The organism is Methylobacterium tarhaniae (assembly GCF_001043955.1).
GTDB classification, from domain to species: domain Bacteria; phylum Pseudomonadota; class Alphaproteobacteria; order Rhizobiales; family Beijerinckiaceae; genus Methylobacterium; species Methylobacterium tarhaniae.
Genome location: NZ_LABZ01000103.1, coordinates 16,332 through 37,858, shown reverse-complemented (window position 1 = coordinate 37,858; position 21,527 = coordinate 16,332). Strand labels below are relative to the sequence as shown.

Below are 21,527 nucleotides of genomic sequence, written 5' to 3'. Positions count from 1 at the left end.
ACATGAGGTCGGCGGGGCTGCGGTTCTCGTCAGGAGACACATATCCCCGGGGCCTTATCGACTCCCTCGGGAGCTGTCACTGCCCTGGTCCGTGGACCGGGGCATTACGGCGCCCACCTACTTCGTAGGTTTCCCGGGATCGATTCTCCAACGGCTCTCGTGGCTCCGCGCTGGACTGACATGACGACGGACGTTTCTCCCGCCTCCCCGGACAAGGCCGCCCTGCGCAAGGCGGCGCTGGCGCGGCGGGACGGCCTGGCGGTCGAGGTGCGCGAACACGCCTCCCGCCGCATCGCCGAGATCGTCCTCTCCCTCCCGGAGATCGCGACAGCCGAGCTGGTCTCGGCCTACTGGCCGATCCGCAGCGAGGTCGACCTGCGCCCGCTGATCGCCGCCTTGCGGGCCCGCGGGCAGGCGGTGGCCCTGCCGCAGGTCACGCCCGAGGGGCTGGTGTTCCGCCTCGTCGGCGAGGGCGACGCGCTCGCGAGCGGTGGCTTCGGCCTCAGCGAGCCCGGCCCCGACGCGCCGGCGGTCGAGCCGCGGGTCCTCCTCGTGCCCCTCGCGGCCTTCGATCGGCGCGGCCACCGCATCGGCTACGGCAAGGGCTATTACGACCGGGCGCTCGCCCGCCTGGATGCGCGGGGGGGCGCCCTCGCCTTCGGCATCGCCTTCGCGGCCCAGGAGACGCCCTTCGTGCCGGACGGCCCGCACGACCGGCCCCTCGACGGCATCGTGACCGAGGCGGGCCTCATCCATCCCACCGGAGACTGAATCCCGCCATGCGCCTCCTCTTCCTCGGCGACGTCGTCGGCCGGCCTGGCCGACTGGCGGTGAGCGAGCGCCTGCCGTCCTTGCGCGAGCGCTGGCGCCTCGACTGCGTGGTGATCAACGGCGAGAACGCCGCCGGCGGATTCGGGATCACCGAGAGCATCTGCGAGGAGTTGATCAATGCCGGCGCCGACGCGGTGACGCTCGGCAACCACTCCTTCGACCAGCGCGAGGCCCTCGTCTTCATCGCCCGCCAGCCCCGGCTGGTGCGCCCGGCGAACTACCCGCCCGGCACGCCGGGGCGCGGCGCCACGGTGGTCGAGACGCCGACGGGCGCCCGGGTGCTGGTCGTCAACGTGATGGGGCGGATCTTCCTCGATCCCCTCGACGATCCCTTCGCGGCGGCCGAGCGCGAGTTGTCGGCCTGCCCGTTGCGCGACGCCGCCGACGCGGTGATCGTCGACGTGCATGCCGAGGCGACGAGCGAGAAGGAGGCCTTCGGCTGGTTCCTCGACGGGCGGGCGAGCCTCGTCGTCGGCACCCACACCCACGTGCCGACCGCCGATCACCGCATCCTGCCGGGCGGCACCGCCTACATGTCCGATGTCGGCATGTGCGGCGACTACGATTCGGTCCTCGGCATGCAGAAGGACGAGCCGGTGCGCCGCTTCCTGCAGAAGACCCCGGGCAGCCGGCTCGAAGCCGCGACCGGCGAGGGCACCCTGTGCGGCCTCGCGGTCGAGACCGACGACTCCACGGGCCTCGCCCGGCGGGTGAGCCCGGTGCGGCTCGGGCCGCATCTCGAGGAAACCTGGCCGCGGCACTGGGATTGAGGGCAGGTTCGGCGGCCAGGAGCAGGACCGCGAGACTCTCTCGTCCTCACGATCTCAGAATGAGGTCGCGAGCCGGGTTGAATCCGTTGCAACCGCCGGAGATATCCTGAAACCCCAGGATACCTCGCGGGCGCCGGCTTGATCAGCCAAGCCGCGCCCGGCACAGTGCCCCTGGATCCCCTCCCGCGCGGCGGGGCGACACGGCCCCCGCGGATGACCCCGCGACAGTGAGTGAGTACGGCCCGCGATGGCGGCGAGCGCAGCGTCCCCTCCCCTGACATCGCCGCGGATCTACCTCATCCGCATGGTGGTGTTCCTGACGCTGGCCGGCTTCCTGGCCTTCGTGCTCTATCGCCAGATCGTGCCGGCCTTCATGGCCAATCCGGGCCTCAACGGCCTGATCCTCGGCGCGACGCTGATCGCCATCATCATGGCGTTCGGGCAGGTGCAACGCCTCTTCCGCGAGGTGCGCTTCGCCAACCGCACCGCCACCGGCGCCGCCGATCCGGGCACCCCGCGGGTGCTCGCCGCCCTGGTGCCGGCGCTCCGGGAGGCGCGGGCCGGACGGCCGCATCCGCAAGCGCAGTTCCAGCCGCTCCTGGACAGCGTGGCCTCGCGGCTCGACGAGGGGCGCGAGATCCTGCGCTATATCGGCGGCCTGCTCATCCTGCTCGGCCTGCTCGGCACCTTCTGGGGCCTGATCGACACCCTGTCGGCGGTGGGCGGCGTGATCCGCTCGATGCGGGCCGGCGGCGGTGACGCGGCGGTGATGTTCGACGAATTGAAGAGCGGGCTCGCCGTGCCGCTCTCGGGGATCGGCCTCGCCTTCTCCGCCTCGCTGTTCGGCCTCGCCGGCTCCCTGGTGATCGGCTTCCTCGACCTCCAGGCGGGCCAGGCCCATACCCGGTTCTACAACGAGCTGGAGGACTGGCTCGTCACCGCCGCCGGGCCCTCGCCCGCCCCGGTGCCGGTCCCCGTCACGGTGCCGGCCGCCGCCGCCCTCGCCACGGCCGCCCCCGCGCCGCGCCCGCCCGAGTCCGCCCCGAAGGGCGACGCCGTCCTGAAGGACATCGCCGACGCGATGACGCGGCTCGGCACGCTCGTCGGCGACAGCACCGCCCATGGCCGCGCCAGCACCCAGGCGATGGCGAACCTCGCCGAGGGCATCCAGGGCCTCGTCCAGCACATGCGCGCCGAGCAGCAGATGATCCGCGACTGGGTCGAGGCGCAGGCGAGCCGCGAGCGCGAGCTGAAGCAGGTGCTCGACCGCCTCGCCCGGGAGAAGGTGGAGTGATCCCGGAGAGACACGCCTGATGGCCGGCCGCCTCGTCCGGCGCGACCGCGCCCTCAACGTCTGGCCCGGCTACGTCGACGCGCTGACGACGCTGCTGCTCTCGGTCGTCTTCCTGCTCACCATCTTCGTCACCGGCCAGTTCTTCCTGTCGCAGGAATTGTCGGGCCGCGACACGGTGCTGGAGCGGCTCAACCGCCAGATCTCCGAGCTGACCGACCTCCTGGCGCTGGAACGATCCGGCCGGCGGGCGCTGGAGGAGGGGGCCGCGGGCCTGCGGGCGAACCTCTCGGGCTCCGAGGCCGAGCGCAAGCGGCTCCAGGACCTGCTCGCCACCGGCCAGGGCGCGGAAGGCAAGGCCGCCGAGCTCGGCCGCCAGCTCGACGCCGAGAAGGGCGCGACCGCCCGCGCCCTGAGCCAGGTCGACCTCCTGAACCAGCAGATCTCGGCGATGCGCCAGCAACTCGCGGCGCTGGAGGACGCGCTCGCCGCCTCCGAGACCCGCGACCGCGAGAGCCAGGCCCGCATCGCCGATCTCGGCAGCCGCCTCAACGTCGCGCTGGCGCAGCGGGTGCAGGAGCTGGCGCGCTACCGATCGGACTTCTTCGGCCGCCTGCGCCAGATCCTCGGCAACCGCCCCGACATCCGCATCGTCGGCGACCGCTTCGTGCTCCAATCCGAGGTGCTGTTCTCGGCCGGCCAGGCGGTGCTGAAGCCCGAGGCCGGCCCGGAGATCGACCGGATCGCCAGCGCGATCCTGGAGCTCAACCGGCAGATCCCGGCCGACATCCCGTGGGTGCTGCGGGTCGACGGACACACCGACGCACGGCCGATCGCGTCCTCGCAGTTCCCGTCGAACTGGGCCCTCTCGGCGGCGCGCGCCATCGCGGTGGTGCAGTACCTCGTGGGCAAGGGCATCCCGCCTCAGCGCCTCCTCGCCGGGGCGTTCGGCGAGTTCCAGCCCCTCGATGCCGGGACGGGCGAGGAGGCCTATGCGCGCAACCGGCGGATCGAGATGAAGCTGACGGAGCGGTGAGAAACACCTGACCGCACGGTTCCGGTCTTACGCCCAACTATCCTGACACCCTCCGGGTCATCCCGGGGCCGCGAACGCGGAGCCCGGGATCCAGAAATGCAGGACGTTCAGGATCAAGCGGAGGCCGATCCGCCTTGTTCGCCACCCTCCGCGGCTTCTGGAATCCGGGCTCCGCTTCGCGTCCCCCGACCGAACCGGAGAGCGTGGTTCTCGTGGCGGGTCGGGTGCGTCTCCGGTTCGTGGGGCTACACCTCCGCCACCTGCCGCTCCCCGGTCAGGTCCACCCCAGCGCCGAACTGCAGCGCCGCCAGCTGCGCGTAGAGCCCGCCGCGGGCGAGCAGCGTCTCGTGCGTGCCCTGCTCGGCGATCCGGCCGTCCTCCAGCACCAGGATGCGGTCGGCGGCCCGGATGGTGGCGAGGCGGTGGGCGATGACGAGCGTCGTGCGGCCCTTCATCAGCACGTCGAGGGCGGCCTGCACCGCCCGCTCGCTCTCGGCGTCGAGGGCGGAGGTCGCCTCATCGAGAAGCAGCACGGGGGCGTCCTTGAGGATCGCCCGCGCGATGGCGATGCGCTGGCGCTGGCCGCCCGACAGGGTGACGCCGCGCTCGCCGACGAGCGTCGCGTAGCCCTGCGGCAGGGCGCGGATGAAGCCGTCGGCATGGGCCTGGGCCGCGGCGCGCTCCACCTCGGCCTCGCTCGCCCCGGGCCGGCCGTAGCGGATGTTGTCGAGGATGCTGCCGCTGAACACGGTGGGGTCCTGCGGCACCAGCGCCATGCGGGCGCGCAAGGACTCGGGCTCGACCGCGTCGAGCGGCACTCCGTCGAGGCGAACCTCGCCGGATTCCGGATCGTAGAAGCGCAGCAGCAATTGCAGCACCGTGCTCTTGCCGGCTCCCGACGGCCCGACGAGCGCCACGCGCTCGCCCGGCGCCACCGTGAAGCTGAGATCGTGCAGGGCGGCGTGCTCGGGCCGGGTCGGGTAGTGGAAGCGCACCCGCTCGAAGGCGATCTCGCCGCGGGGCGGCACCGGCAGGGCGCGGGGCCGGTCCGGCGCGCCGATCGCCGGCACGGTGTCGAGGATTTCCCCTAAGCGCTCCGCGGCGCCGGCGGCCAGGGTCAGCTCGCCGTAGACCTCCGAGAGCTGGCCCAGCGCGCTGGCGCCGAACACCGCGTAGAGCACGAATTGCGACAATTGCCCGGCCGAGATCGTGCCGGCCGCCACCCCTTGCGCGCCGTACCACAGCACGCCGACGACGCTCGCCGAGATCAGGAAGATCGCGACGCCGGTGAGGAGCGCCCGCGCCCGGGCCGAGGCGCGGGAGGCCAGGAACGCCTCCTCGGAGGCGGCGGCGAAGCGGGCCGCGGTGGCCGAGGCCATGCCGAAGGCCTGCATGGTGCGCACCGCGCCCACCGCCTCCGTGGCGAAGGCCGAGGCGTCGGCGAGGCGATCCTGCGCCGCCCGCGAGCGGCGGCGCACCCCGCGGCCGGAGAGAATCAGCGGAAAGACGATGAGCGGGATCGCGGCGAGCACCAGCACCGAGAGCCGGGGGCTGGTCCAGACCATCATGCCCACCGCGCCGGCGAACAGGAAGACGTTGCGCAGCAGGATCGAGAGCGACACCCCGAAGACCGACTTCACCTGCGCGGCATCCGCCGTCAGGCGCGAGACCAGCTCGCCGCTGCGCGACCGGTCGAAGAAGGCGGGATCGAGGGTCGTGAGCCTCGAGAAGACCGCGGCGCGCAGATCCGCCACCACCCGCTCGCCCAGCGTCACGACGCAGTAGTAGCGGGCGGCGCTGGCGGCCGCGAGCACTGCGACGACGCCGATCAGCCCGCCGAAATACGCGTCGATCATCCCGACCTCGCCATGCGCGAAGCCGAGATCGACCACCCGCCGCACCGCCACCGGCACCGTCAGGGTTGCGCCCGATGCGGCGATGAGCGCCACGATCGCGGCGGCGATCCGGCCCTTGTAGCGCGCCGCGAAGGGGACGAGGGGCTTCAGGGCCCCCAGGGAGGCGCGAGGGCGGGCGGTGTCGGAACGTGCCATATCAGGGGGTCGTACTGTCCGGGTGCCGGCGCTTGTTTGGCGCACGGAGGTGAGGTATAGGCCGCCGCTCATCCGATAACGCGCGATCAATGGCCGCGGCCCAGGGCGGAGCGTTCGGCGCGGGTCGCACTCTTAGGATTTCGTCATGGCAAAGCAAGCAGCTCCCGCCGCCAAGCAGGCGGCCCCCGTCGCCGGCAAGTCGGTCGCGACCCCCAAGGTGGCGCGCACCCCGACCGAGCACCCGGATTACCACTACATCAAGGTGGTGCTGACCGACGGCAGCTCGTTCACGACCCGCTCCACCTACGGCAAGGAGGGTGACACCCTCAACCTCGACATCGACCCGAGCACGCACCCGGCCTGGACCGGCGGCGAGCAGAAGCTGATGGACCGCGGCGGTCGCCTGTCCCGCTTCAACTCGCGCTTCGCGGGCATCTCGTTCGGCAAGAAGTAAGCCTCACGGCCTTCCGCCTCGCGCGAAAAAAGCCCCGGCCGCCCGGCCGGGGCTTTTTTCGTGCCCGAATCAGCCCCGCCTCCGGGCGCCGGGGAGGGCCGCGCCCTCCCCGGCCGCGGCCTTCAGCCGAAGGCCACCCGCAGCATGTCGTGCTGGGCGAAGACCGGGCTGACCCGCGGCTCGGGCGTCGGGCGGTCGTCGGAGATCAGCTTGTCGAGGTGGAGGATGCGGGCGTGCAGCCGCTTCGACTGGGCGATCAGGGCCTGGAGCGACAGCGGCAGCTCGGCGACCAGCACCGGGGCGGTCTCGTTCGGCTCGGTGGCCGAGAGGCGCACCCGGGTCTTCTCCTCGGCGGCTTCGCTCAGGCTCAGCTCGCCCTCGGACACCGCGCGCTGCACGAGGAGCCAGGAGGCGATCTGCATCAGCCGGGTGGTGAGCCGCATGCTCTCGCTGGCATAGGTCAGGGCGGCGTGGCGGGCGAGCAGGCGCGATTCGTCGCGGCCAGGCCCGTCGAGATAGGCCGCGGTCTCCTCCACGAGGGTCATGCCCTCGCGAAACAGCATCTTGAAGCTCTCGGAAGCCACGAAGGTCTCACCGAACCGCACCGTGGGCTGCTCGACCCGAAACATCACGTCCATCCCGCCCATGATCCCTCCTGTGCCACCGCGACGCCGGTCCCGCCTCGATACGGGACATTCACGGTGCGCTCGGGCTAGCTGGCGCAACGATAGCGCCAGAGCGCGGGCCGCGCGCCGTCAACGAAGGGTTAACCTTAATGGGAACGCGGGCGAGACGGTGGCGATCCCGAGGGGAAGCGGAAAATGAGGGGCGGAAAAAAGAAAGCCGCCCCGGTGGGGCGGCGAAAGAGTCGTACAGGGAGGCATCAAACAGAGTGGACAGAGACCACTCGACATCCAGAAAGCTGGACTGGCATCCTTATCGCCTGGAAAGCTTAAAGAGTGGTTAACTCCCCGGCGGCGCGGCGCGGAAAGTGCCGATGGCCCAGGCGGGTAGCCCATCACGGCCTGCCGCCCTGGGCGGGTCTCGCGGCGACGGGGGCGATGGGGCTCCTTGCGCGCTGCCGGAGGCAGGGCTGCCCGGGAGGCAGGAGCGAGCGCCGCCGCCCGGCAGGCCTCCCCCGGGTGCCCCCTGCCGTCCCGAGGAGCCGTCGCGGAGGCGGGGGCGACGCGAGCGTGCCGCGCGTCGGGCGGCGAACGGTCGGGCTGCCGACTGTCCCGCGGGCTGTCCCGAAACGGCACGCGCCTCCGCGATCCGTCCTGTCTCAGAACTTGCCCGTCTCAGAACTTGCCCGTCTCAGAACTTGAACGCCGCCCGAGCCGCCTCCTGTGAGGCCTGCTTGCGCTGCCGCTCCCCCTCGAGCCGGGCGATCTCGCGGCGCAGGGCCTCGATTCGCTCGTCGAGATCGGAGACCGACAGGGTCGACAGGTCCTGGCCGACCTGATGGACACTCGTCTGCGGTCGCCGCAGGCTCTCGGCGTCGTCGAACATCGGCGTCTCCCTCGTGCTGGGGCAGGTCCCCTGCAAGGGGCCCTGCAGGCTCCCGGGCGCGATCCTTAACGCGATTGACTCGCGGGGACCATTCCGCCATACACCGGCGCGACGTGACCGCGCCCCATTCGGGCGCGGTTCGCTTTCGCCAAGACATTCTGGACCACGAGGGCCTCGGCAGCGCGACGCGTGCGGCCGGCCCCGGCCTTCGGAGAACGAGCCGTGAAGAGAACCTATCAACCGTCGAAGCTCGTGCGCAAGCGCCGCCACGGCTTCCGTGCCCGCATGGCCACCGTCGGCGGCCGCAAGGTGATCGCTGCCCGCCGCGCCCGCGGCCGCAAGCGCCTGTCGGCCTAAGGCCCCTCGCGGTGCCCGCAAGCGCCGCGTTGACCGGAGTGCCGCGATGACCGGTGCTTCGCCGCCGATCGGCCGGATCACCCGGCGCCCGGACTATCTGGCGGCGGCCAAGGGCCGCCGTTTCCATACCGAGCGCCTGACGGCACAGGGCCGCCTGCGGGACGATGGACCGCCGGGCGGCCTGCGCGTGGGCTTCACCGTGACGAAGCGCGAAGGCCACGCCACCGAGCGCAATCGCATCCGCCGTCGCCTCAAGGTCGCGGCGGCCCAGGCCGGCCAGGCGCATCGGGACAAGGCGGTCGACGTGGTCCTCATCGGGCGGCGCGACGCCCTGGGGGCGCCTTTCGCGCAACTGGTCGAGGATGTCCGGCAGGCTCTCGGCGCGGTGACGAAGCCGCGCGGGCCGAAGCCGCCCTCCGCGGAGGGCGGGCATCCGGGGCGCGGCAAGGGCAGGCGGGATTTGGGCAAGGGAGATCCCGGCAAGCCGGGCAAAGCCTCGGGAACGGGGCCAGGTGCCCCGGATCGGCGTTCCCCGGAACGGAGTTCGTGAGGCGATCCCGGGAAGCCGGAATCGCCTCGTCGTGTTGGTCGTGAGGGCCGGATCGAGCGGGCCGCCAGGTCCGCCCCCGGCCCCCCTCTTTTGGCGGCAGGCGTCGCGGGTCCATGGGTAACGACAAGACGAACATGATCATCGCCGTCGCGCTGTCGCTGGCGGTGCTGCTCGGCTGGAACTACTTCGTCAGCGCGCCGCAGGTCGAGCGTCAGCGCCAGGAGCAGGCGGCCAAGGAGCAGGCAGCCCGGGCGCAGGCCGCGAAGGACGGCCCGGCGGCGAGCCCCCGCGAGGGCGGTCCCGCCGCGCCGCTGCCCGGCACCCTGCCGGGCGCGCCGGCCGGCAGCCCGGCGCTCGCGGCGAGCCGCGCCGACGCGCTGGCCCGCTCGCCGCGGGTGCGCATCGACACCCCGGCGCTCGCCGGCTCGGTGGCGCTCAAGGGCGGCCGCATCGACGACGTGCTCCTGAAGAACTACCACGAGACCGTCGACAACAGCTCGCCGCGCATCGAGCTGCTCTCGCCGATCGGCTCGGCCAACCCGTACTACGCCGAGTTCGGCTGGGTGGGTCAGGGCGCCGGCCCGCTGCCGAACGGCGACACGCTGTGGACCGCCGAGAGCGACGCGCTCACGCCGCAGAAGCCGCTGGTGCTGACCTGGGACAACGGCGCCGGCCTCACCTTCCGCCGCACCATCTCGGTCGACGACAAGTTCATGTTCACGGTCGCCGACGCGGTCGAGAACAAGGGCGGCGCCCCCGTCACCCTCTATTCGTACGGCCTCGTCTCGCGCTGGGGCAAGCCGCACACGCAGGGCTACTACGTCCTGCACGAGGGCATGATCGGCGTGCTCGGCGACCAGGGCCTGCAGGAATTCACCTACGACAAGATGGCCAAGGAGAACCCGCTGGGGGCTCCCGGCACCCGCGGCCATTCCTGGGCCGGCGTGAGCGGCGGCTTCCTCGGCATCACCGACAAGTACTGGGCCGCCACCACCATCCCGGACCAGAAGACCCCCTATACCGGCTCGTTCACCGAGCGCGACGAGGGCGCGACCAAGGTCTACCAGGCGAGCAGCCTCGGCGAGGCCAAGCAGCTCGCCCCCGGCGCCAGCATCTCGTCGGAGCAGCACCTCTTCGCCGGCGCCAAGGAGGTCGGCGCCATCGACGGCTACGAGAAGTCGCTCGGCATCAAGCGCTTCGACCTGCTGATCGACTGGGGCTGGTTCTACTTCATCACCAAGCCGATGTTCAAAGCGCTGGACTTCTTCTACCGGCTGTTCGGCAATTTCGGTGTCTCGATCCTGGTCGTCACCTTCCTGCTGAAGCTGCTCTTCCTGCCGATCGCCAACCGCTCCTACGTCTCGATGGCCAAGATGAAGGCCGTCCAGCCGGAGATGACTGCCATCCGCGAGCGCTACGCCGACGACAAGGTGAAGCAGCAGCAGGCGATGATGGAGCTGTACAAGAAGGAGAAGATCAACCCGGTCGCCGGCTGCTGGCCGGTGCTGGTGCAGATCCCGGTCTTCTTCGCGCTCTACAAGGTGCTGTTCGTCACCATCGAGATGCGGCACGCGCCGTTCTTCGGCTGGATCCGCGACCTGGCGGCGCCGGACCCGACCTCGCTGTTCAACCTGTTCGGCCTGCTGCCGTTCACGCCGCCCGATCTCCTCCACCTCGGCATCTGGCCGCTCATCATGGGCGTGACGATGTTCGTGCAGATGAAGATGAACCCCGCGCCGCCGGACCCGGTCCAGGCCCAGGTCTTCACCTTCATGCCGATCATCTTCACCTTCATGCTCGGCTCGTTCCCGGCCGGCCTGGTGATCTACTGGGCGTGGAACAACACCCTGTCGGTGATCCAGCAATACGTGATCATGCGGCGCAACGGGGTGAAGGTGGAGCTGTGGGACAACCTGCGCTCGACATTCTCACGCCCGAAGGCCGCGAAGGCCAAGAGCTGATATGCAGGACCAGCCTCAGAAAGAGACTCTTGCCGAGGCCGAGAAGGAAGCCGCCCTGCGCGAAGCGGGGCGGCTGCTCTTCGCCGGCTCCGCCGACTTCTTCTATGCCGCCGACAAGCTCGAGATCCTGCCGCCGATGCGGGGGCACGAGATCGCCTTCGCGGGCCGCTCCAATGTCGGCAAGTCGAGCCTGATCAACGCGCTCACCGGCCGCAACGCGCTCGCGCGCACCTCGCACACGCCGGGACGCACCCAGCAGCTCAACTTCTTCGACATTGGTGGCGGCAAGCTCGTCCTCGTCGACATGCCGGGCTACGGCTACGCCGCGGTCGAGAAGGCGAAGGTCGCGGCCTGGACCGAGCTGATCCACTCCTACCTGCGCGGGCGGGCCAACCTCGCCCGGGTCTACGTGCTGATCGACTCGCGCCACGGCATCAAGCCGAACGACGCCGAGGTGCTGGACGGGCTCGACAAGGCCGCCGTCTCCTACCAGATCGTGCTCACCAAGTCGGACGCGCTCAAGAAGCATGAGATCCAGGCCCGGCTCGATGCCACCGCGGCGGCGATCGCCCGGCGGCCGGCGGCCTATCCGGAGATCATCCTGACCTCGAGCCGCACCGACGACGGCGTCACGGATCTGCGCGCCAGCATCGCCCGGCTGCTCGCCGAGCGCGGCGAATGACCCATCCCGCCGACCGGGCCCTGATCGCGCTGTCGGGTCTGGCCGGCGCGCTCGGCGTGGCGCTCTCGGCGGCGGCGGCCCACATCGCCGGCGCGACGAGCCTCGCCACCGCCGCGCAATTCCTCCTCTTCCACGCCCCTGCCCTTCTCGCCCTCGCGCTGCTCGCCGGCAGCGGCCGCGCCCATCCGCTCCCGGCGCGGGCGGCGGGCTTCGCCCTGGCGCTCGGCCTCGCGCTCTTCTCCGGCGACCTCTCGGTGCGGGCCCTCGCCCAGCAGCCGCTCTTCCCGATGGCGGCGCCGGGCGGCGGAATGGTCCTGATCCTCGGCTGGGTGCTGGTCATCGTGGCGGCGGCTTGGCCGGCGAAAAGCTGAGACGCGCGCCCAAGCCTCGATTTCCCAGCGAACGGCCAAGCTTCTCGCCGCCCTCCCCCCTGGACAGCGGCCCCTTCCGGTCCACATCTGCGACAAGCACGCGGAGACCAGAGGCATGAACCCGCTCAAGAAGCTGCACGCCGAACAGGACCAGGCCGTCTGGCTCGATTTCGTCGCCCGGGGTTTCGTCCAGGACGGTGGGCTCAAGCGCCTGGTCGACGAGGACGGCCTGCGCGGGGTGACCTCGAACCCGGCGATCTTCGAGAAGGCGATCGGCCACTCGGACGAGTACGACGACGCGCTCAGAACGGCCGGCGACCGGCGGGTGATCGACCTCTACGAGGGGCTGGCCATCGCCGACATCCAGGCGGCAGCGGACGTGCTGCGCCCGGTCTTCGAGGCGAGCGGCGGCCAGGACGGCTTCGTCAGCCTGGAAGTGTCGCCCTACCTGGCGCTGAACACCGCCGAGACGCTGGACGAGGCGCGTCGCCTCCACAAGGCGGTGGCCCGCGACAACCTGATGGTGAAGGTGCCGGCCACCCCGGAGGGCATCCCGGCGATCCGCGACCTCACGGCGGACGGCATCAACATCAACGTCACGCTGCTCTTCGCGCAGGATGCCTACGAGCAAGTGGCGAACGCCTATATCGAGGGCCTGGAGCGCTTCGCCGCGAGCGGCGGCGATATCGGCCGGGTCGCCAGCGTGGCGAGCTTCTTCGTCAGCCGCATCGACGCGGCGGTGGACAAGCTCCTCGACGAAAAGATTGCGGCGGCCAACGACCCGGACGAGAAGGCGGCGCTGGAAGGCCTGAAGGGCAAGGTGGCGATCGCCAACGCCAAGCTCGCCTATCAGCGCTACAAGCGCCTGTTCGCCGGCGATCGCTGGCAGACGCTTTCGGCCAAGGGCGCGCATCCGCAGCGCCTGCTCTGGGCCTCGACCGGCACCAAGAACAAGGCCTATTCCGACGTGCTCTACGTCGAGGAACTGATCGGCCCCAACACCGTCAACACCATCCCGCCGGCGACGATGGATGCGTTCCGCGACCACGGCACGGTGCGGGCGAGCCTGGAAGAGGGCGTCGACGAGGCCGAGCGGGTGCTCGCGCACCTCGCCAAGGCCGGGATCGACCTCGACGCGGTGGCGCGCCAGCTCGTCGAGGAGGGCGTGCAGCTCTTCGTCGACGCCGCCGACAAGGTGCTGGGTGCGGTCGCCGGCAAGCGCCAGAAGTTCTTAGGCGACGGTCTCGACCGGCAGGCGCTCTCGCTCGGCAGCCTCGACGAGCCGGTGAAGAAGGCGATCGAGACCTGGCGCAAGGACGGGCTGGTGCGCCGCCTGTGGCAGCGCGATGCGGGCGTGTGGAGCGGCGCCGACGAGGCGCAATGGCTCGGCTGGCTCACCATCGTGGAGGATGAGGCGAAGAAGGCGGCCGACTACGCCGCCTTCGCGGCGGAGGTGAAGCAGGAGGGCTTCACCGACGCGGTGGTGCTCGGCATGGGCGGATCCAGCCTCGGGCCGGAGGTCCTGGCCGAGACTTATGGGCCGCAGCCCGGCTTCCCGCGCCTGCGCATCCTCGATTCGACCGATCCGGACGAGGTGCGGGCGGTCGAGGCCGCGGTGAACCTGGAGCGCACCCTGTTCATCGTCGCCTCGAAGTCGGGCTCCACCCTCGAGCCCAACGTCTTCCGCGATTACTTCCTCGGCCGGATGCGCGACGTGGTCGGGCGCGACAAGGCCGGCCGCCACTTCGTCGCCGTGACCGACCCGGGCTCGGCGATGGAGAAGGCCGCCAAGGAGGACGGCTTCCGGCGCATCTTCCACGGCGTGAAGCAGATCGGCGGGCGCTATTCCGTGCTCTCGGCCTTCGGGCTCGTCCCGGCCGCCGCCATGGGGCTCGACGTCGCGGCGTTCCTGGAGAGCGCCTGCACCATGGTGCGCTCCTGCGGCTCCGACGTGCCGCCGGACCTGAACCCGGGCGTGCAGCTCGGCCTCGCCATGGGGACCGCCGCGACCGTCGAAGGCCGTGACAAGGTCACGCTCGTCGCCTCGCCCGGCATCGACACCTTCGGCGCCTGGGTCGAGCAGCTGATCGCCGAATCGACCGGCAAGGAAGGCAAGGGCCTGATCCCGATCGACAACGAGCCGCTCGCCGCCCCCGCCGCCTACGGGACCGACCGGTTCTTCGTCTATCTGCGCCTCGAGGACGGCGCCGATGCCGGCCAGGACGCCGCCGTCACGGCCTTGGAGGGGGCCGGCCACCCGGTGGTGCGGATCGCCCTCGCCTCCAAGGCGAGCCTGCCGCAGGAATTCTTCCGCTTCGAGATCGCCACCGCGGTGGCGGGCGCGGTGCTCGGCATCAACCCGTTCGACCAGCCCGACGTCGAGGCGAGCAAGATCAAGACCCGCGAGCTGTTCTCGGCCGCCGAGACGAACGGCTCCCTGCCGGCCGAGACGCCGGTGGCGGAGGATGACGGTTTCGCGCTCTACACCGATGCGGCCAATGCCGAGGCCCTGCGCAAGGCCGGCGCCGGCTCCGATCCGGTGAGCTGGATCAAGGAGCAGATCGGGCGCGTGAAGGGCGGGGACTACGTTGCGCTGCTCGCCTACGTCACCCGCAACCCCGGGCATCTGGCGCCGCTCCAGGCCGCCCGGGTCGCCTTGCGCGAGACCAAGCACGTCGCGACCTGCGCCGAGTTCGGGCCGCGCTTCCTGCACTCGACCGGCCAGGCCTACAAGGGCGGGCCCGACAGCGGCGTCTTCCTGCAGATCACCTCGGAGGCGCCCGACCTCGCCATCCCGGGCCGCAGCCTCGGCTTCGCCACCGTCATCGCCGCGCAGGCGCGGGGCGATTTCGGCGTGCTCTCCGAGCGCGGCCGCCGGGCCCTGCGCGTCCACATCAAGGGCGATGTGGCCAAGGGGCTCGACCGGCTGAAGTCGGCGCTTAGTTAGGGCTAGCGAGTGGTCTCCCCTCTCCGGGCGAGACCGGGCTTGCCCGGTATCGCCTGGAGAGGGGGCGGGGGTGAGGGTGCCACGCCTCCGCGTGAAGCGCTGAACGCAGGGCGACCAGCACGACGTTCGGTGCCCGATCCGGAATCGCAGCACCCTCACCCCTGGCCCCTCTCCCGCACGGGAGAGGGGGGAGCGCGCCTCACGAGTTACGACGGGCCCCACGCCCACGGGCCGCCGGCCCCGGCCTCGCCGGCGAGGAGTGACACGATGCAACTCGGCATGGTCGGTCTCGGTCGGATGGGCGGCAACATCGTCCGGCGGCTCCTGCGCAACGGACACACGGCCGTGGTGTTCGATCAGGATCCCAAGGCCGTGGCGGCCCTGGTGCAGGAGGGCGCGGTCGGCGCCGACAGCCTCGAGGACTTCGTGTCGAAGCTCGAGATACCCCGCACCGCCTGGGTGATGCTGCCGGCCGGCGACCCGACCGAGGTGACGGTGATGCACATTGCCGGGCTGATGCGGCCGGACGACGTGATCATCGACGGCGGCAACTCGTTCTACAAGGACGACATCCGCCGCGCCGCCATCCTCGACGAGAAGGGCCTGCACTACGTCGATGTCGGCACCTCGGGCGGCGTCTGGGGGCTGGAGCGCGGCTATTGCATGATGATCGGCGGCCACAAGGAGGCCGTCGACCGGCTCGACCCGATCTTCAGGACCCTGGCGCCGGGCCTCGGCGAGGTGCCGCGCACGCCGGGGCGCGACGGCCGCGATGCGCGCGCCGAACAGGGCTACATCCATGCCGGCCCGAGCGGCGCCGGCCACTTCGTCAAGATGATCCATAACGGCATCGAGTACGGCCTGATGCAGGCCTATGCCGAGGGCTTCGACATCCTCAAGCACGCCAACTCGGCGGAGCTGCCGGAGGCGCAGCGCTTCGACCTCAACATCGGCGACATCGCCGAGGTCTGGCGCCGGGGCAGCGTGGTCTCGTCCTGGCTCCTCGACCTCACCGCCACGGCGCTGGCCGGCGACGAGAACCTCGACGCCTTCTCGGGTCACGTGGCCGATTCGGGCGAGGGCCGGTGGACGCTGAACGCCGCGATCGAGGAGGCCGTGCCGGCCCACGTGCTGTCGGCCGCCCTCTACGCCCGCTTCCGCTCGCGGCAGAGCGCCACCTACGCCGACAAGCTGCTCTCGGCCATGCGCAAGGGCTTCGGCGGCCACCAGGAGCCGAAATGACCCGCAAGATGGCCGAGGGGGCCGCGCCCCCGCCCGCCTGCACCCTGGTGATCTTCGGGGCGACCGGCGACCTCACCCACCGGCTGCTGATGCCGGCCCTCTACAATCTCGGCCGCTGGGGCCTGCTGCCGAAGGACTTTTCCGTGATCGGCGTCAGCCGCTCGGAGATGTCGTCGGAGGACTTTCGGTCCGAGCTGAGCGACACCGTGCGCGGCTTCATCACCGCCAAGGGCGGTGAGGCCGGCGGCGGCGCGTTCGACGAGGGCGTGTGGGGCGACCTCGTCGGGCGGGTCCATTACCGCTCGGGCGACCTGTCCGATTCCGCCTCCTTCGAGGCGCTGAAAGGGGCGATCGCCGAGGTCTCGGGGAAGCAGGACGGCGGCAACGTCCTGTTCTACCTCGCGGTCGCCGCGAGCCTGTTCGGGCCGACCATCGCCAAGCTCGGCGAGGCCGGCCTCGTCGAGGAGAGCGGGGAACGCTGGCGCCGCGTCATCATCGAGAAGCCGTTCGGCCACGACCTGCCCTCGGCGGAGAAGCTCGACGCCGACATCCTGAAGGTCCTGTCCGAGGAGCAGATCTTCCGCATCGACCACTTCCTCGGCAAGGAGACGGTGCAGAACATCATGGCGTTCCGGTTCGGCAACGGCCTGTTCGAGCCGTTGTGGAACCGCGACCACATCGACCACGTGCAGATCACGGTCGCCGAGACCGTCGGGGTCGAGGGACGGGGGAAGTTCTACGAGGCCACCGGCGCGCTGCGCGACATGGTGCCCAACCACCTGTTCCAGCTCTACACCCTGGTGGCGATGGAGCCGCCGATTTCGTTCGAGGCCGAGGCCGTGCGCGACAAGAAGGAGGAGGTGCTGCTCGCCACCCCCTCCGCCCGGGTCGAGGACGCGGTGCGGGGCCGCTACACGGCCGGCCATGTCGACGGCAAGGCGGTGAAGGACTACCGCGACGAGCCGGACGTGGCGGGTGACAGCGGCACCGAGACCTTCGTCGCCTTGAAGCTCGGCATCGACAACTGGCGCTGGGCCGGGGTGCCGTTCTACCTGCGCACCGGCAAGGCGATGACCCGGCGCGACACCGAGATCGCCATCCGCTTCAAGCAGGCGCCACTCTCGCTGTTCAAGGGCACCAATGTCCGCGAGGAGGTGCCGAACTGGCTGGTGCTGCAATTGCAGCCCGACGAGGGCATCTCGCTGCAATTCGGCGCCAAGGTGCCGGGCCCGGCAGTGCGCCTCGGCAGCGTCGACATGCGGTTCTGCTACAAGGACTACTTCAAGACCGAGCCGAGCACCGGCTACGAAACCCTGATCTACGACGCGATGATCGGCGACCCGACGCTGTTCCAGCGCGCCGACATGATCGAGGCCGGCTGGCGCATCGTGCAGCCGATTCTCGACGCCGCCGCCGAAGGGGACCTCGATCCCCTCCCCTACGAGGCCGGCAGCGCCGGGCCGAAACAGGCGGAGGAGCTCCTGACCCGCGACGGCCGGGCTTGGCGCTCGCTGGAGCACCAGTCATGATCGCGCATCACGAGGTGCTGCCCGACCCCGACGCGGTCGCCCGGGCGGCGGCGGAGCGGCTGGTCGCGGTCGCACGCGCGAAGCCGGGCCGGATCGGGATCTGCCTGTCGGGCGGCTCGACCCCCAAGCTCCTCTACCGCCTGCTCGCCGGGCCGGAGTTTCGCGAGGCCCTGCCCTGGGAGCGCCTGCACTGGTTCTTCGGCGACGAGCGCGTCGGTGACGGACCGGAGGCCGGCAGCAACCGGCGCCTGGCACAGGACGCCTTCGGGGATCTCGTGCCCCCCGGCCATCTCCACCCGATCCCGACCGACGGCACGCCGCAGGCCGACGCCGAGGCATACGCGGCGAAGTTGCAGGCCTGGTACGGCGCCGACCGGCTCGATCCCGGCCGGCCGCTCTTCGACCTGGTGCTCCTCGGGCTCGGCGAGGACGGCCACACCGCCTCGCTGTTCCCGGGCAAGCCCGAGGCGCGGGAGGACAGGGCCTGGGTGGTGGCGGTGCCGGAAGCGGGTCTCGCCCCCTTCGTGCCGCGGGTGAGCCTGACCCTCCCGGCGCTCGCCGCCACGCCGCTGATCCTGTTCCTGGTCACCGGCGCCGGCAAGCGGGCGCCGCTCGCCCGCCTCGCCGCCGGCGAGGACCTGCCGTCGGGCCATGCGAAAGCCTGGGGCGAGACGGTGTGGCTGCTCGACGAGGCGGCGGCGGGCTGACGCGCATCCGGCGGCGGAGCCGACCCCTCCGCCGCCGCGAGAGCGGCACCGCGGGATACCGGCCGGCGACAGCGGCATCCTGGCTTGTTAGAACCAGTTGAGGGTGATCGCGTCGAAGTTGCGCTACCGTAACATGCGTGATGTTTTTCGTTCTTGAGCATATGTAATCCGGCGGTAACTCAATTCTCGATTGTTCGATGACCTTGTTTTAACCGTTAAACGGCAACAGCGCAGCCAAAGCTCACGGTCTTCTCAGAGGGTCCTTAACCCTCGAGACCGGAATTTCGGCCAGCGTCGGCCCGACGCAGCCGATCCGCAGCCGGCCTTCCCTGCGATCCCGTCTCACGAGCAGTTATGCGTGCGCTCAACGACCTGAGAATCCTCTCCAAGCTCGGCCTTGCCTTCGGAACCCTCGTCGCCATCACCCTGGCCTTGAGCGCGGTGAGCTACGGCAGCCTCAACGCGATCCGGGACCGCAGCAGCGCGACCGACCACACGCACGACGTGCTCCACAGCGTCGATCGCGTCGTCGCAGGCATGATCGATCAGGAGACCGGCCTGCGCGGATACCTGGTCTCCGGCGATCCGAGCTTCGTCGCCCCGTACCGCGAGGGCCAGAAGGCCTACCGGGCCGCCCTCGCCGAGGCCCGGCACCTCACGGCGGACAACCCGGTGCAACAGGCGCGCCTCGACGCGCTCGACCGCAGCGCCGCGGCCTGGACCCGCGACGTGGCCGAGAAGGAGATCGGCCTGATGGCCGAGGTGGGCGGGCGCGAGCGGGCCCGCGCCCTCGAGGCGAGCGGCGCCGGCAAGGCGACGATAGATGCGGTGCGGGCCACGGCGGCGGAGATCAAGAAGGCCGAGACGGACCTGATGGCCGGTCGCGTGGCGGATCAGGAGGCGACCTTCACCCTCGCCTTCGCGATGACGGCGATCGGGGCCGCCGCGAGCCTGGCGCTCGCCGGGGTGATGGCGCTGATGGTCTCGCGCACCCTGGTCTCGCCGATCCTGGCGATCACCGCGCTGATGGCGCGGTTGGCGGACGGCGACAAGACGATCGTCGTCGCGGGGCTCGACCGGCGGGACGAGATCGGGGCGATGGGGCGGGCCGTCGAGGTGTTCAAGCGCAACGCCGTCGAGGCCGAGCGGCTGGCGGCGGCGCAGGCCGCCGAGGACGAGGCCCGGACGCGCCGCGCCCGCCTCGTCGACGACCTGGCGCGGGAGTTCGAGCAGACGGTGTCGGGCCTCACCGCGGGCCTCGCCGGTGCCGCGACCGAGATGGAGGCGACGGCGCGGTCCATGTCGGGGGTGGCCGAGGAGACGACCCGGCAGAGCGTCACGGTGGCGAGCGCCGCCTCCCAGACCTCCGCCAACGTCCAGACGGTCGCGGCGGCGAGCGAGGAGATGACCGCCTCGATCCAGGAGATCGTCCAGCAGGTCAACCAATCGTCCCGGATCGCCGCCCGGGCGGTGGAGGATGCCGCGCGCACCAACGCGACGGTGCAGCGCCTCGCCGGGACGGCGGAGCGGATCAGCGACTTCGTCGCCACCGTGTCGAGCATTGCGAGCCAGACCAACCTGCTCGCGCTCAACGCCACCATCGAGGCGGCGCGGGCGGGTGCGGCGGGCCGGGGCTTCGCCGTCGTCGCCGCCGAGGTGAAGGAACTCGCCGGCCAGACCGGCAAGGCCACCGACGAGATCGGCGCCCGGATCGGCGAGATCCAGGAGGCGACCCGCGCGACGGTGGGCGACATCCGCCAGATCGCCAAGGTGATCGAGGACATGTCGACCTACGCCGCCAGCATTGCGGCGGCGATGGAGGAGCAGGGCAGCGCCGTGCAGGAGATCACCCGCAACGTGCAGCAGGCGGCCCGCGGCACCGAGCAGGTCACCGGCAACATCGCCGGCGTGAGCGACGGCGCCGGCCAGACCAGCCATGCGGCGACGCAGGTCCTGGGGGCGGCGCAGGATCTGTCGCGGCAATCGGAGATGCTGCGGCACGAGGTGACGCGCTTCCTCGGACGGGTGAAGGCCGCCTGAATCTCGGCGACCTTCAGACAATAGGGCCCGAATCGCATCGCGATCGGGCCCTATTGTCTGCGCCATCGGGTCCCGGGATGATCGCCCGGTGCGACAGGGTCAGACGAAGTGCTTCGAGAGCTTCAGACCCTGCGCCTGGTAGTTCGAGCCGGCGGCGCTGCCGTAGAGGGCGGCGGGCCGCTGGGCCATGCGCTCGTAGACGAGGCGGCCGACGATCTGGCCGTCCTCCAGCATGAACGGCACGTCGCGGGAGCGCACCTCCAGCACCGCGCGGGCGCCGGTGCCGCCGGCCTCGGCATGGCCGAAGCCGGGATCGAAGAAGCCAGCGTAATGGACCCGGAACTCGCCGACCAGGGGATCGAACGGCACCATCTCGGCGGCGAAATCCGGCGGCACCTGCACCGCCTCCTTCGAGGCCAGGATGTAGAACTGGCCCGGATCGAGGATCAGCGTGCCGGAGCCGTCGGCCCGCAGGGGTTCCCAGAAATCCGCCGCCGGGTAGGTCCGGGGCCGGTCGACGTCGACGAGGCCGGTATGGCGCTTGGCGCGGTAGCCGATCAGCCCGTCGAAGCCCGAGAGGTCGACCGAGACCGCGACGCCGCCCTGGAACGAGGGGTCGGCGGCATCGACCAGCGGCGTCGCCGCGTGCAGGCGCGCCAAGGCCCCGTCGTCGAGCCGCACCGCGCCGCGGCGGAAGCGCAGCTGCGACAGGCGCGAGCCGGTGCGCACCAGCACCGGGAAGGTGCGGGGCGAGATCTCGGCGAAGAGCGGCCCGGCATAGCCGGCCTCGACCATGTCGAATTCCCGCGCCTGGTCGGTGATCACCCGGGTGAAGACGTCGATGCGCCCGGTCGAGCTCTTCGGATTCGCGCTCGCCGCTAGGTCCGGCGGCAGGGCCAGGCCTTCCTGGAGTTCGGCGATGTAGACGCAGCCGGTCTCCAGCACCGCGCCCTGGCGCAGGTCGATCTCGTGCAGCTTGAGCTTGTCGAGGCAGGCGGCGACGTCGCGGGTGCGCCCGGGCAGGAAGCTCGCCCGCACCCGCCAGGCCCGCGCGCCGAGGCGCAGGTCGAGGCTCGCCGGCTGGACCTGGTCGTCCGCGAACGGCGCGGCGGGCCGGATCACCCCGGCGGCGGCCAGCGCCACGATGCTCTCCGCCGATTGAATCCCGTCCTCGAGCTTCACCATGACCTGTCCATCCT

Annotated in this window: 19 protein-coding genes and 1 other RNA gene; 16 read left to right on the top strand and 4 right to left on the bottom strand. The window is 71.1% G+C overall.

Annotation, left to right across the window (positions count from 1 at the left end; genetic code table 11):
• Positions 1 to 11: 11 nt before the first annotated feature.
• The 5 genes from ssrS (at position 12) to VQ03_RS15010 (ending at position 3,928) form a co-directional block, all read left to right on the top strand.
• A non-coding RNA gene (gene ssrS, locus VQ03_RS31990) (6S RNA) lies at positions 12 to 170 on the top strand.
• Between the two features lie 10 nt (positions 171 to 180).
• Positions 181 to 771 carry a 5-formyltetrahydrofolate cyclo-ligase gene (locus VQ03_RS15025; protein WP_048451696.1) on the top strand — a complete coding sequence of 197 codons (591 nt, stop codon included), beginning with the start codon at positions 181 to 183 and terminating at the stop codon, positions 769 to 771.
• An 8-nt stretch (positions 772 to 779) separates the two neighbouring features.
• Positions 780 to 1,601 (top strand): TIGR00282 family metallophosphoesterase, encoded by an 822-nt coding sequence (locus tag VQ03_RS15020; RefSeq protein WP_048451695.1) that lies wholly within the window; start codon positions 780 to 782, stop codon positions 1,599 to 1,601.
• A 247-nt stretch (positions 1,602 to 1,848) separates the two neighbouring features.
• Positions 1,849 to 2,895, top strand: a complete 1,047-nt coding sequence (locus VQ03_RS15015) for a MotA/TolQ/ExbB proton channel family protein (RefSeq protein WP_048451694.1) — start codon at positions 1,849 to 1,851, stop codon at positions 2,893 to 2,895.
• 19 nt (positions 2,896 to 2,914) lie between these two features.
• Positions 2,915 to 3,928: a peptidoglycan -binding protein gene (locus tag VQ03_RS15010; protein ID WP_048451693.1), complete on the top strand. Its 1,014-nt coding sequence runs from the start codon at positions 2,915 to 2,917 to the stop codon at positions 3,926 to 3,928.
• 245 nt (positions 3,929 to 4,173) lie between these two features.
• Here VQ03_RS15010 and VQ03_RS15005 read toward each other — a convergent pair whose 3' ends face one another.
• The gene (locus tag VQ03_RS15005; protein ID WP_048451692.1) at positions 4,174 to 5,979 is read right to left on the bottom strand and encodes an ABC transporter transmembrane domain-containing protein; all 1,806 of its coding nucleotides are present in this window, start codon (positions 5,977 to 5,979) and stop codon (positions 4,174 to 4,176) included.
• 217 nt (positions 5,980 to 6,196) lie between these two features.
• Between VQ03_RS15005 and rpmE the strand changes: the two genes are divergently transcribed.
• The gene (gene rpmE / locus VQ03_RS15000; RefSeq protein WP_048451698.1) at positions 6,197 to 6,433 is read left to right on the top strand and encodes a 50S ribosomal protein L31; all 237 of its coding nucleotides are present in this window, start codon (positions 6,197 to 6,199) and stop codon (positions 6,431 to 6,433) included.
• A 122-nt stretch (positions 6,434 to 6,555) separates the two neighbouring features.
• On the opposite strand, the gene rcdA is transcribed toward rpmE, so the two are convergent.
• Together rcdA and VQ03_RS14990 are read right to left on the bottom strand one after the other, a co-directional pair.
• On the bottom strand, positions 6,556 to 7,080 hold the full coding sequence (gene rcdA, locus VQ03_RS14995) for a protease adaptor protein RcdA (RefSeq protein ID WP_048451691.1): 525 nt from the start codon (positions 7,078 to 7,080) through the stop codon (positions 6,556 to 6,558).
• 667 nt (positions 7,081 to 7,747) lie between these two features.
• Complete coding sequence (locus VQ03_RS14990; protein ID WP_048451690.1) at positions 7,748 to 7,942, bottom strand: DUF1192 domain-containing protein; 195 nt, start codon at positions 7,940 to 7,942, stop codon at positions 7,748 to 7,750.
• Positions 7,943 to 8,164: 222 nt separating this feature from the next.
• Here VQ03_RS14990 and rpmH point away from each other — a divergent pair, with 222 nt between their 5' ends.
• The 10 genes from rpmH to VQ03_RS14940 all read left to right on the top strand — a co-directional run bounded on the left by rpmH (position 8,165) and on the right by VQ03_RS14940 (position 20,328).
• Positions 8,165 to 8,299 carry a 50S ribosomal protein L34 gene (gene rpmH, locus VQ03_RS14985; protein ID WP_010300405.1) on the top strand — a complete coding sequence of 45 codons (135 nt, stop codon included), beginning with the start codon at positions 8,165 to 8,167 and terminating at the stop codon, positions 8,297 to 8,299.
• A 46-nt stretch (positions 8,300 to 8,345) separates the two neighbouring features.
• Positions 8,346 to 8,849, top strand: coding sequence for a ribonuclease P protein component (rnpA, locus tag VQ03_RS14980; RefSeq protein WP_048451689.1), 504 nt, complete (start codon positions 8,346 to 8,348; stop codon positions 8,847 to 8,849).
• Positions 8,850 to 8,962: 113 nt separating this feature from the next.
• Positions 8,963 to 10,810, top strand: a complete 1,848-nt coding sequence (gene yidC / locus VQ03_RS14975) for a membrane protein insertase YidC (RefSeq protein WP_048451688.1) — start codon at positions 8,963 to 8,965, stop codon at positions 10,808 to 10,810.
• Between the two features lies 1 nt (position 10,811).
• The gene (gene yihA / locus VQ03_RS14970) at positions 10,812 to 11,492 is read left to right on the top strand and encodes a ribosome biogenesis GTP-binding protein YihA/YsxC (protein ID WP_048451687.1); all 681 of its coding nucleotides are present in this window, start codon (positions 10,812 to 10,814) and stop codon (positions 11,490 to 11,492) included.
• Complete coding sequence (locus VQ03_RS14965) at positions 11,489 to 11,863, top strand: DUF423 domain-containing protein (protein ID WP_048451686.1); 375 nt, start codon at positions 11,489 to 11,491, stop codon at positions 11,861 to 11,863. Before yihA ends, VQ03_RS14965 begins: the two co-directional genes overlap by 4 nt.
• 115 nt (positions 11,864 to 11,978) lie before the next feature.
• Complete coding sequence (locus VQ03_RS14960) at positions 11,979 to 14,810, top strand: bifunctional transaldolase/phosoglucose isomerase (protein WP_048451685.1); 2,832 nt, start codon at positions 11,979 to 11,981, stop codon at positions 14,808 to 14,810.
• Between the two features lie 267 nt (positions 14,811 to 15,077).
• Positions 15,078 to 16,052 carry a phosphogluconate dehydrogenase (NAD(+)-dependent, decarboxylating) gene (gene gnd, locus VQ03_RS14955; RefSeq protein WP_048451684.1) on the top strand — a complete coding sequence of 325 codons (975 nt, stop codon included), beginning with the start codon at positions 15,078 to 15,080 and terminating at the stop codon, positions 16,050 to 16,052.
• Entirely contained in the window at positions 16,049 to 17,581 is a 1,533-nt protein-coding gene (zwf, locus tag VQ03_RS14950; protein ID WP_048451683.1) for a glucose-6-phosphate dehydrogenase, read from the top strand. Before gnd ends, zwf begins: the two co-directional genes overlap by 4 nt.
• The gene (gene pgl / locus VQ03_RS14945; RefSeq protein ID WP_048451682.1) at positions 17,578 to 18,288 is read left to right on the top strand and encodes a 6-phosphogluconolactonase; all 711 of its coding nucleotides are present in this window, start codon (positions 17,578 to 17,580) and stop codon (positions 18,286 to 18,288) included. The genes zwf and pgl overlap by 4 nt, the downstream gene beginning before the upstream one ends.
• 354 nt (positions 18,289 to 18,642) lie before the next feature.
• Positions 18,643 to 20,328: a methyl-accepting chemotaxis protein gene (locus tag VQ03_RS14940; RefSeq protein WP_048451681.1), complete on the top strand. Its 1,686-nt coding sequence runs from the start codon at positions 18,643 to 18,645 to the stop codon at positions 20,326 to 20,328.
• A 99-nt stretch (positions 20,329 to 20,427) separates the two neighbouring features.
• Here the strand turns inward: VQ03_RS14940 and VQ03_RS14935 are convergent, their stop codons facing one another.
• Positions 20,428 to 21,513 carry a 2'-deoxycytidine 5'-triphosphate deaminase gene (locus VQ03_RS14935; protein WP_048451680.1) on the bottom strand — a complete coding sequence of 362 codons (1,086 nt, stop codon included), beginning with the start codon at positions 21,511 to 21,513 and terminating at the stop codon, positions 20,428 to 20,430.
• Positions 21,514 to 21,527 lie beyond the last annotated feature (14 nt).

Excerpts from the sequence above, each read along its gene's own strand:
- VQ03_RS15025 (WP_048451696.1), top strand. The coding sequence starts at position 181 with ATGACGACGGACGTTTCTCCCGCCTCCCCGGACAAGGCCGCCCTGCGC.
- VQ03_RS15020 (WP_048451695.1), top strand. The coding sequence starts at position 780 with ATGCGCCTCCTCTTCCTCGGCGACGTCGTCGGCCGGCCTGGCCGACTG.
- VQ03_RS15015 (WP_048451694.1), top strand. The coding sequence starts at position 1,849 with ATGGCGGCGAGCGCAGCGTCCCCTCCCCTGACATCGCCGCGGATCTAC.
- VQ03_RS15010 (WP_048451693.1), top strand. The coding sequence starts at position 2,915 with ATGGCCGGCCGCCTCGTCCGGCGCGACCGCGCCCTCAACGTCTGGCCC.
- VQ03_RS15005 (WP_048451692.1), bottom strand. The coding sequence starts at position 5,979 with ATGGCACGTTCCGACACCGCCCGCCCTCGCGCCTCCCTGGGGGCCCTG.
- rcdA (WP_048451691.1), bottom strand. The coding sequence starts at position 7,080 with ATGGGCGGGATGGACGTGATGTTTCGGGTCGAGCAGCCCACGGTGCGG.
- VQ03_RS14990 (WP_048451690.1), bottom strand. The coding sequence starts at position 7,942 with ATGTTCGACGACGCCGAGAGCCTGCGGCGACCGCAGACGAGTGTCCAT.
- rnpA (WP_048451689.1), top strand. The coding sequence starts at position 8,346 with ATGACCGGTGCTTCGCCGCCGATCGGCCGGATCACCCGGCGCCCGGAC.
- yidC (WP_048451688.1), top strand. The coding sequence starts at position 8,963 with ATGGGTAACGACAAGACGAACATGATCATCGCCGTCGCGCTGTCGCTG.
- yihA (WP_048451687.1), top strand. The coding sequence starts at position 10,812 with ATGCAGGACCAGCCTCAGAAAGAGACTCTTGCCGAGGCCGAGAAGGAA.
- VQ03_RS14965 (WP_048451686.1), top strand. The coding sequence starts at position 11,489 with ATGACCCATCCCGCCGACCGGGCCCTGATCGCGCTGTCGGGTCTGGCC.
- VQ03_RS14960 (WP_048451685.1), top strand. The coding sequence starts at position 11,979 with ATGAACCCGCTCAAGAAGCTGCACGCCGAACAGGACCAGGCCGTCTGG.
- gnd (WP_048451684.1), top strand. The coding sequence starts at position 15,078 with ATGCAACTCGGCATGGTCGGTCTCGGTCGGATGGGCGGCAACATCGTC.
- zwf (WP_048451683.1), top strand. The coding sequence starts at position 16,049 with ATGACCCGCAAGATGGCCGAGGGGGCCGCGCCCCCGCCCGCCTGCACC.
- pgl (WP_048451682.1), top strand. The coding sequence starts at position 17,578 with ATGATCGCGCATCACGAGGTGCTGCCCGACCCCGACGCGGTCGCCCGG.
- VQ03_RS14940 (WP_048451681.1), top strand. The coding sequence starts at position 18,643 with ATGCGTGCGCTCAACGACCTGAGAATCCTCTCCAAGCTCGGCCTTGCC.
- VQ03_RS14935 (WP_048451680.1), bottom strand. The coding sequence starts at position 21,513 with ATGGTGAAGCTCGAGGACGGGATTCAATCGGCGGAGAGCATCGTGGCG.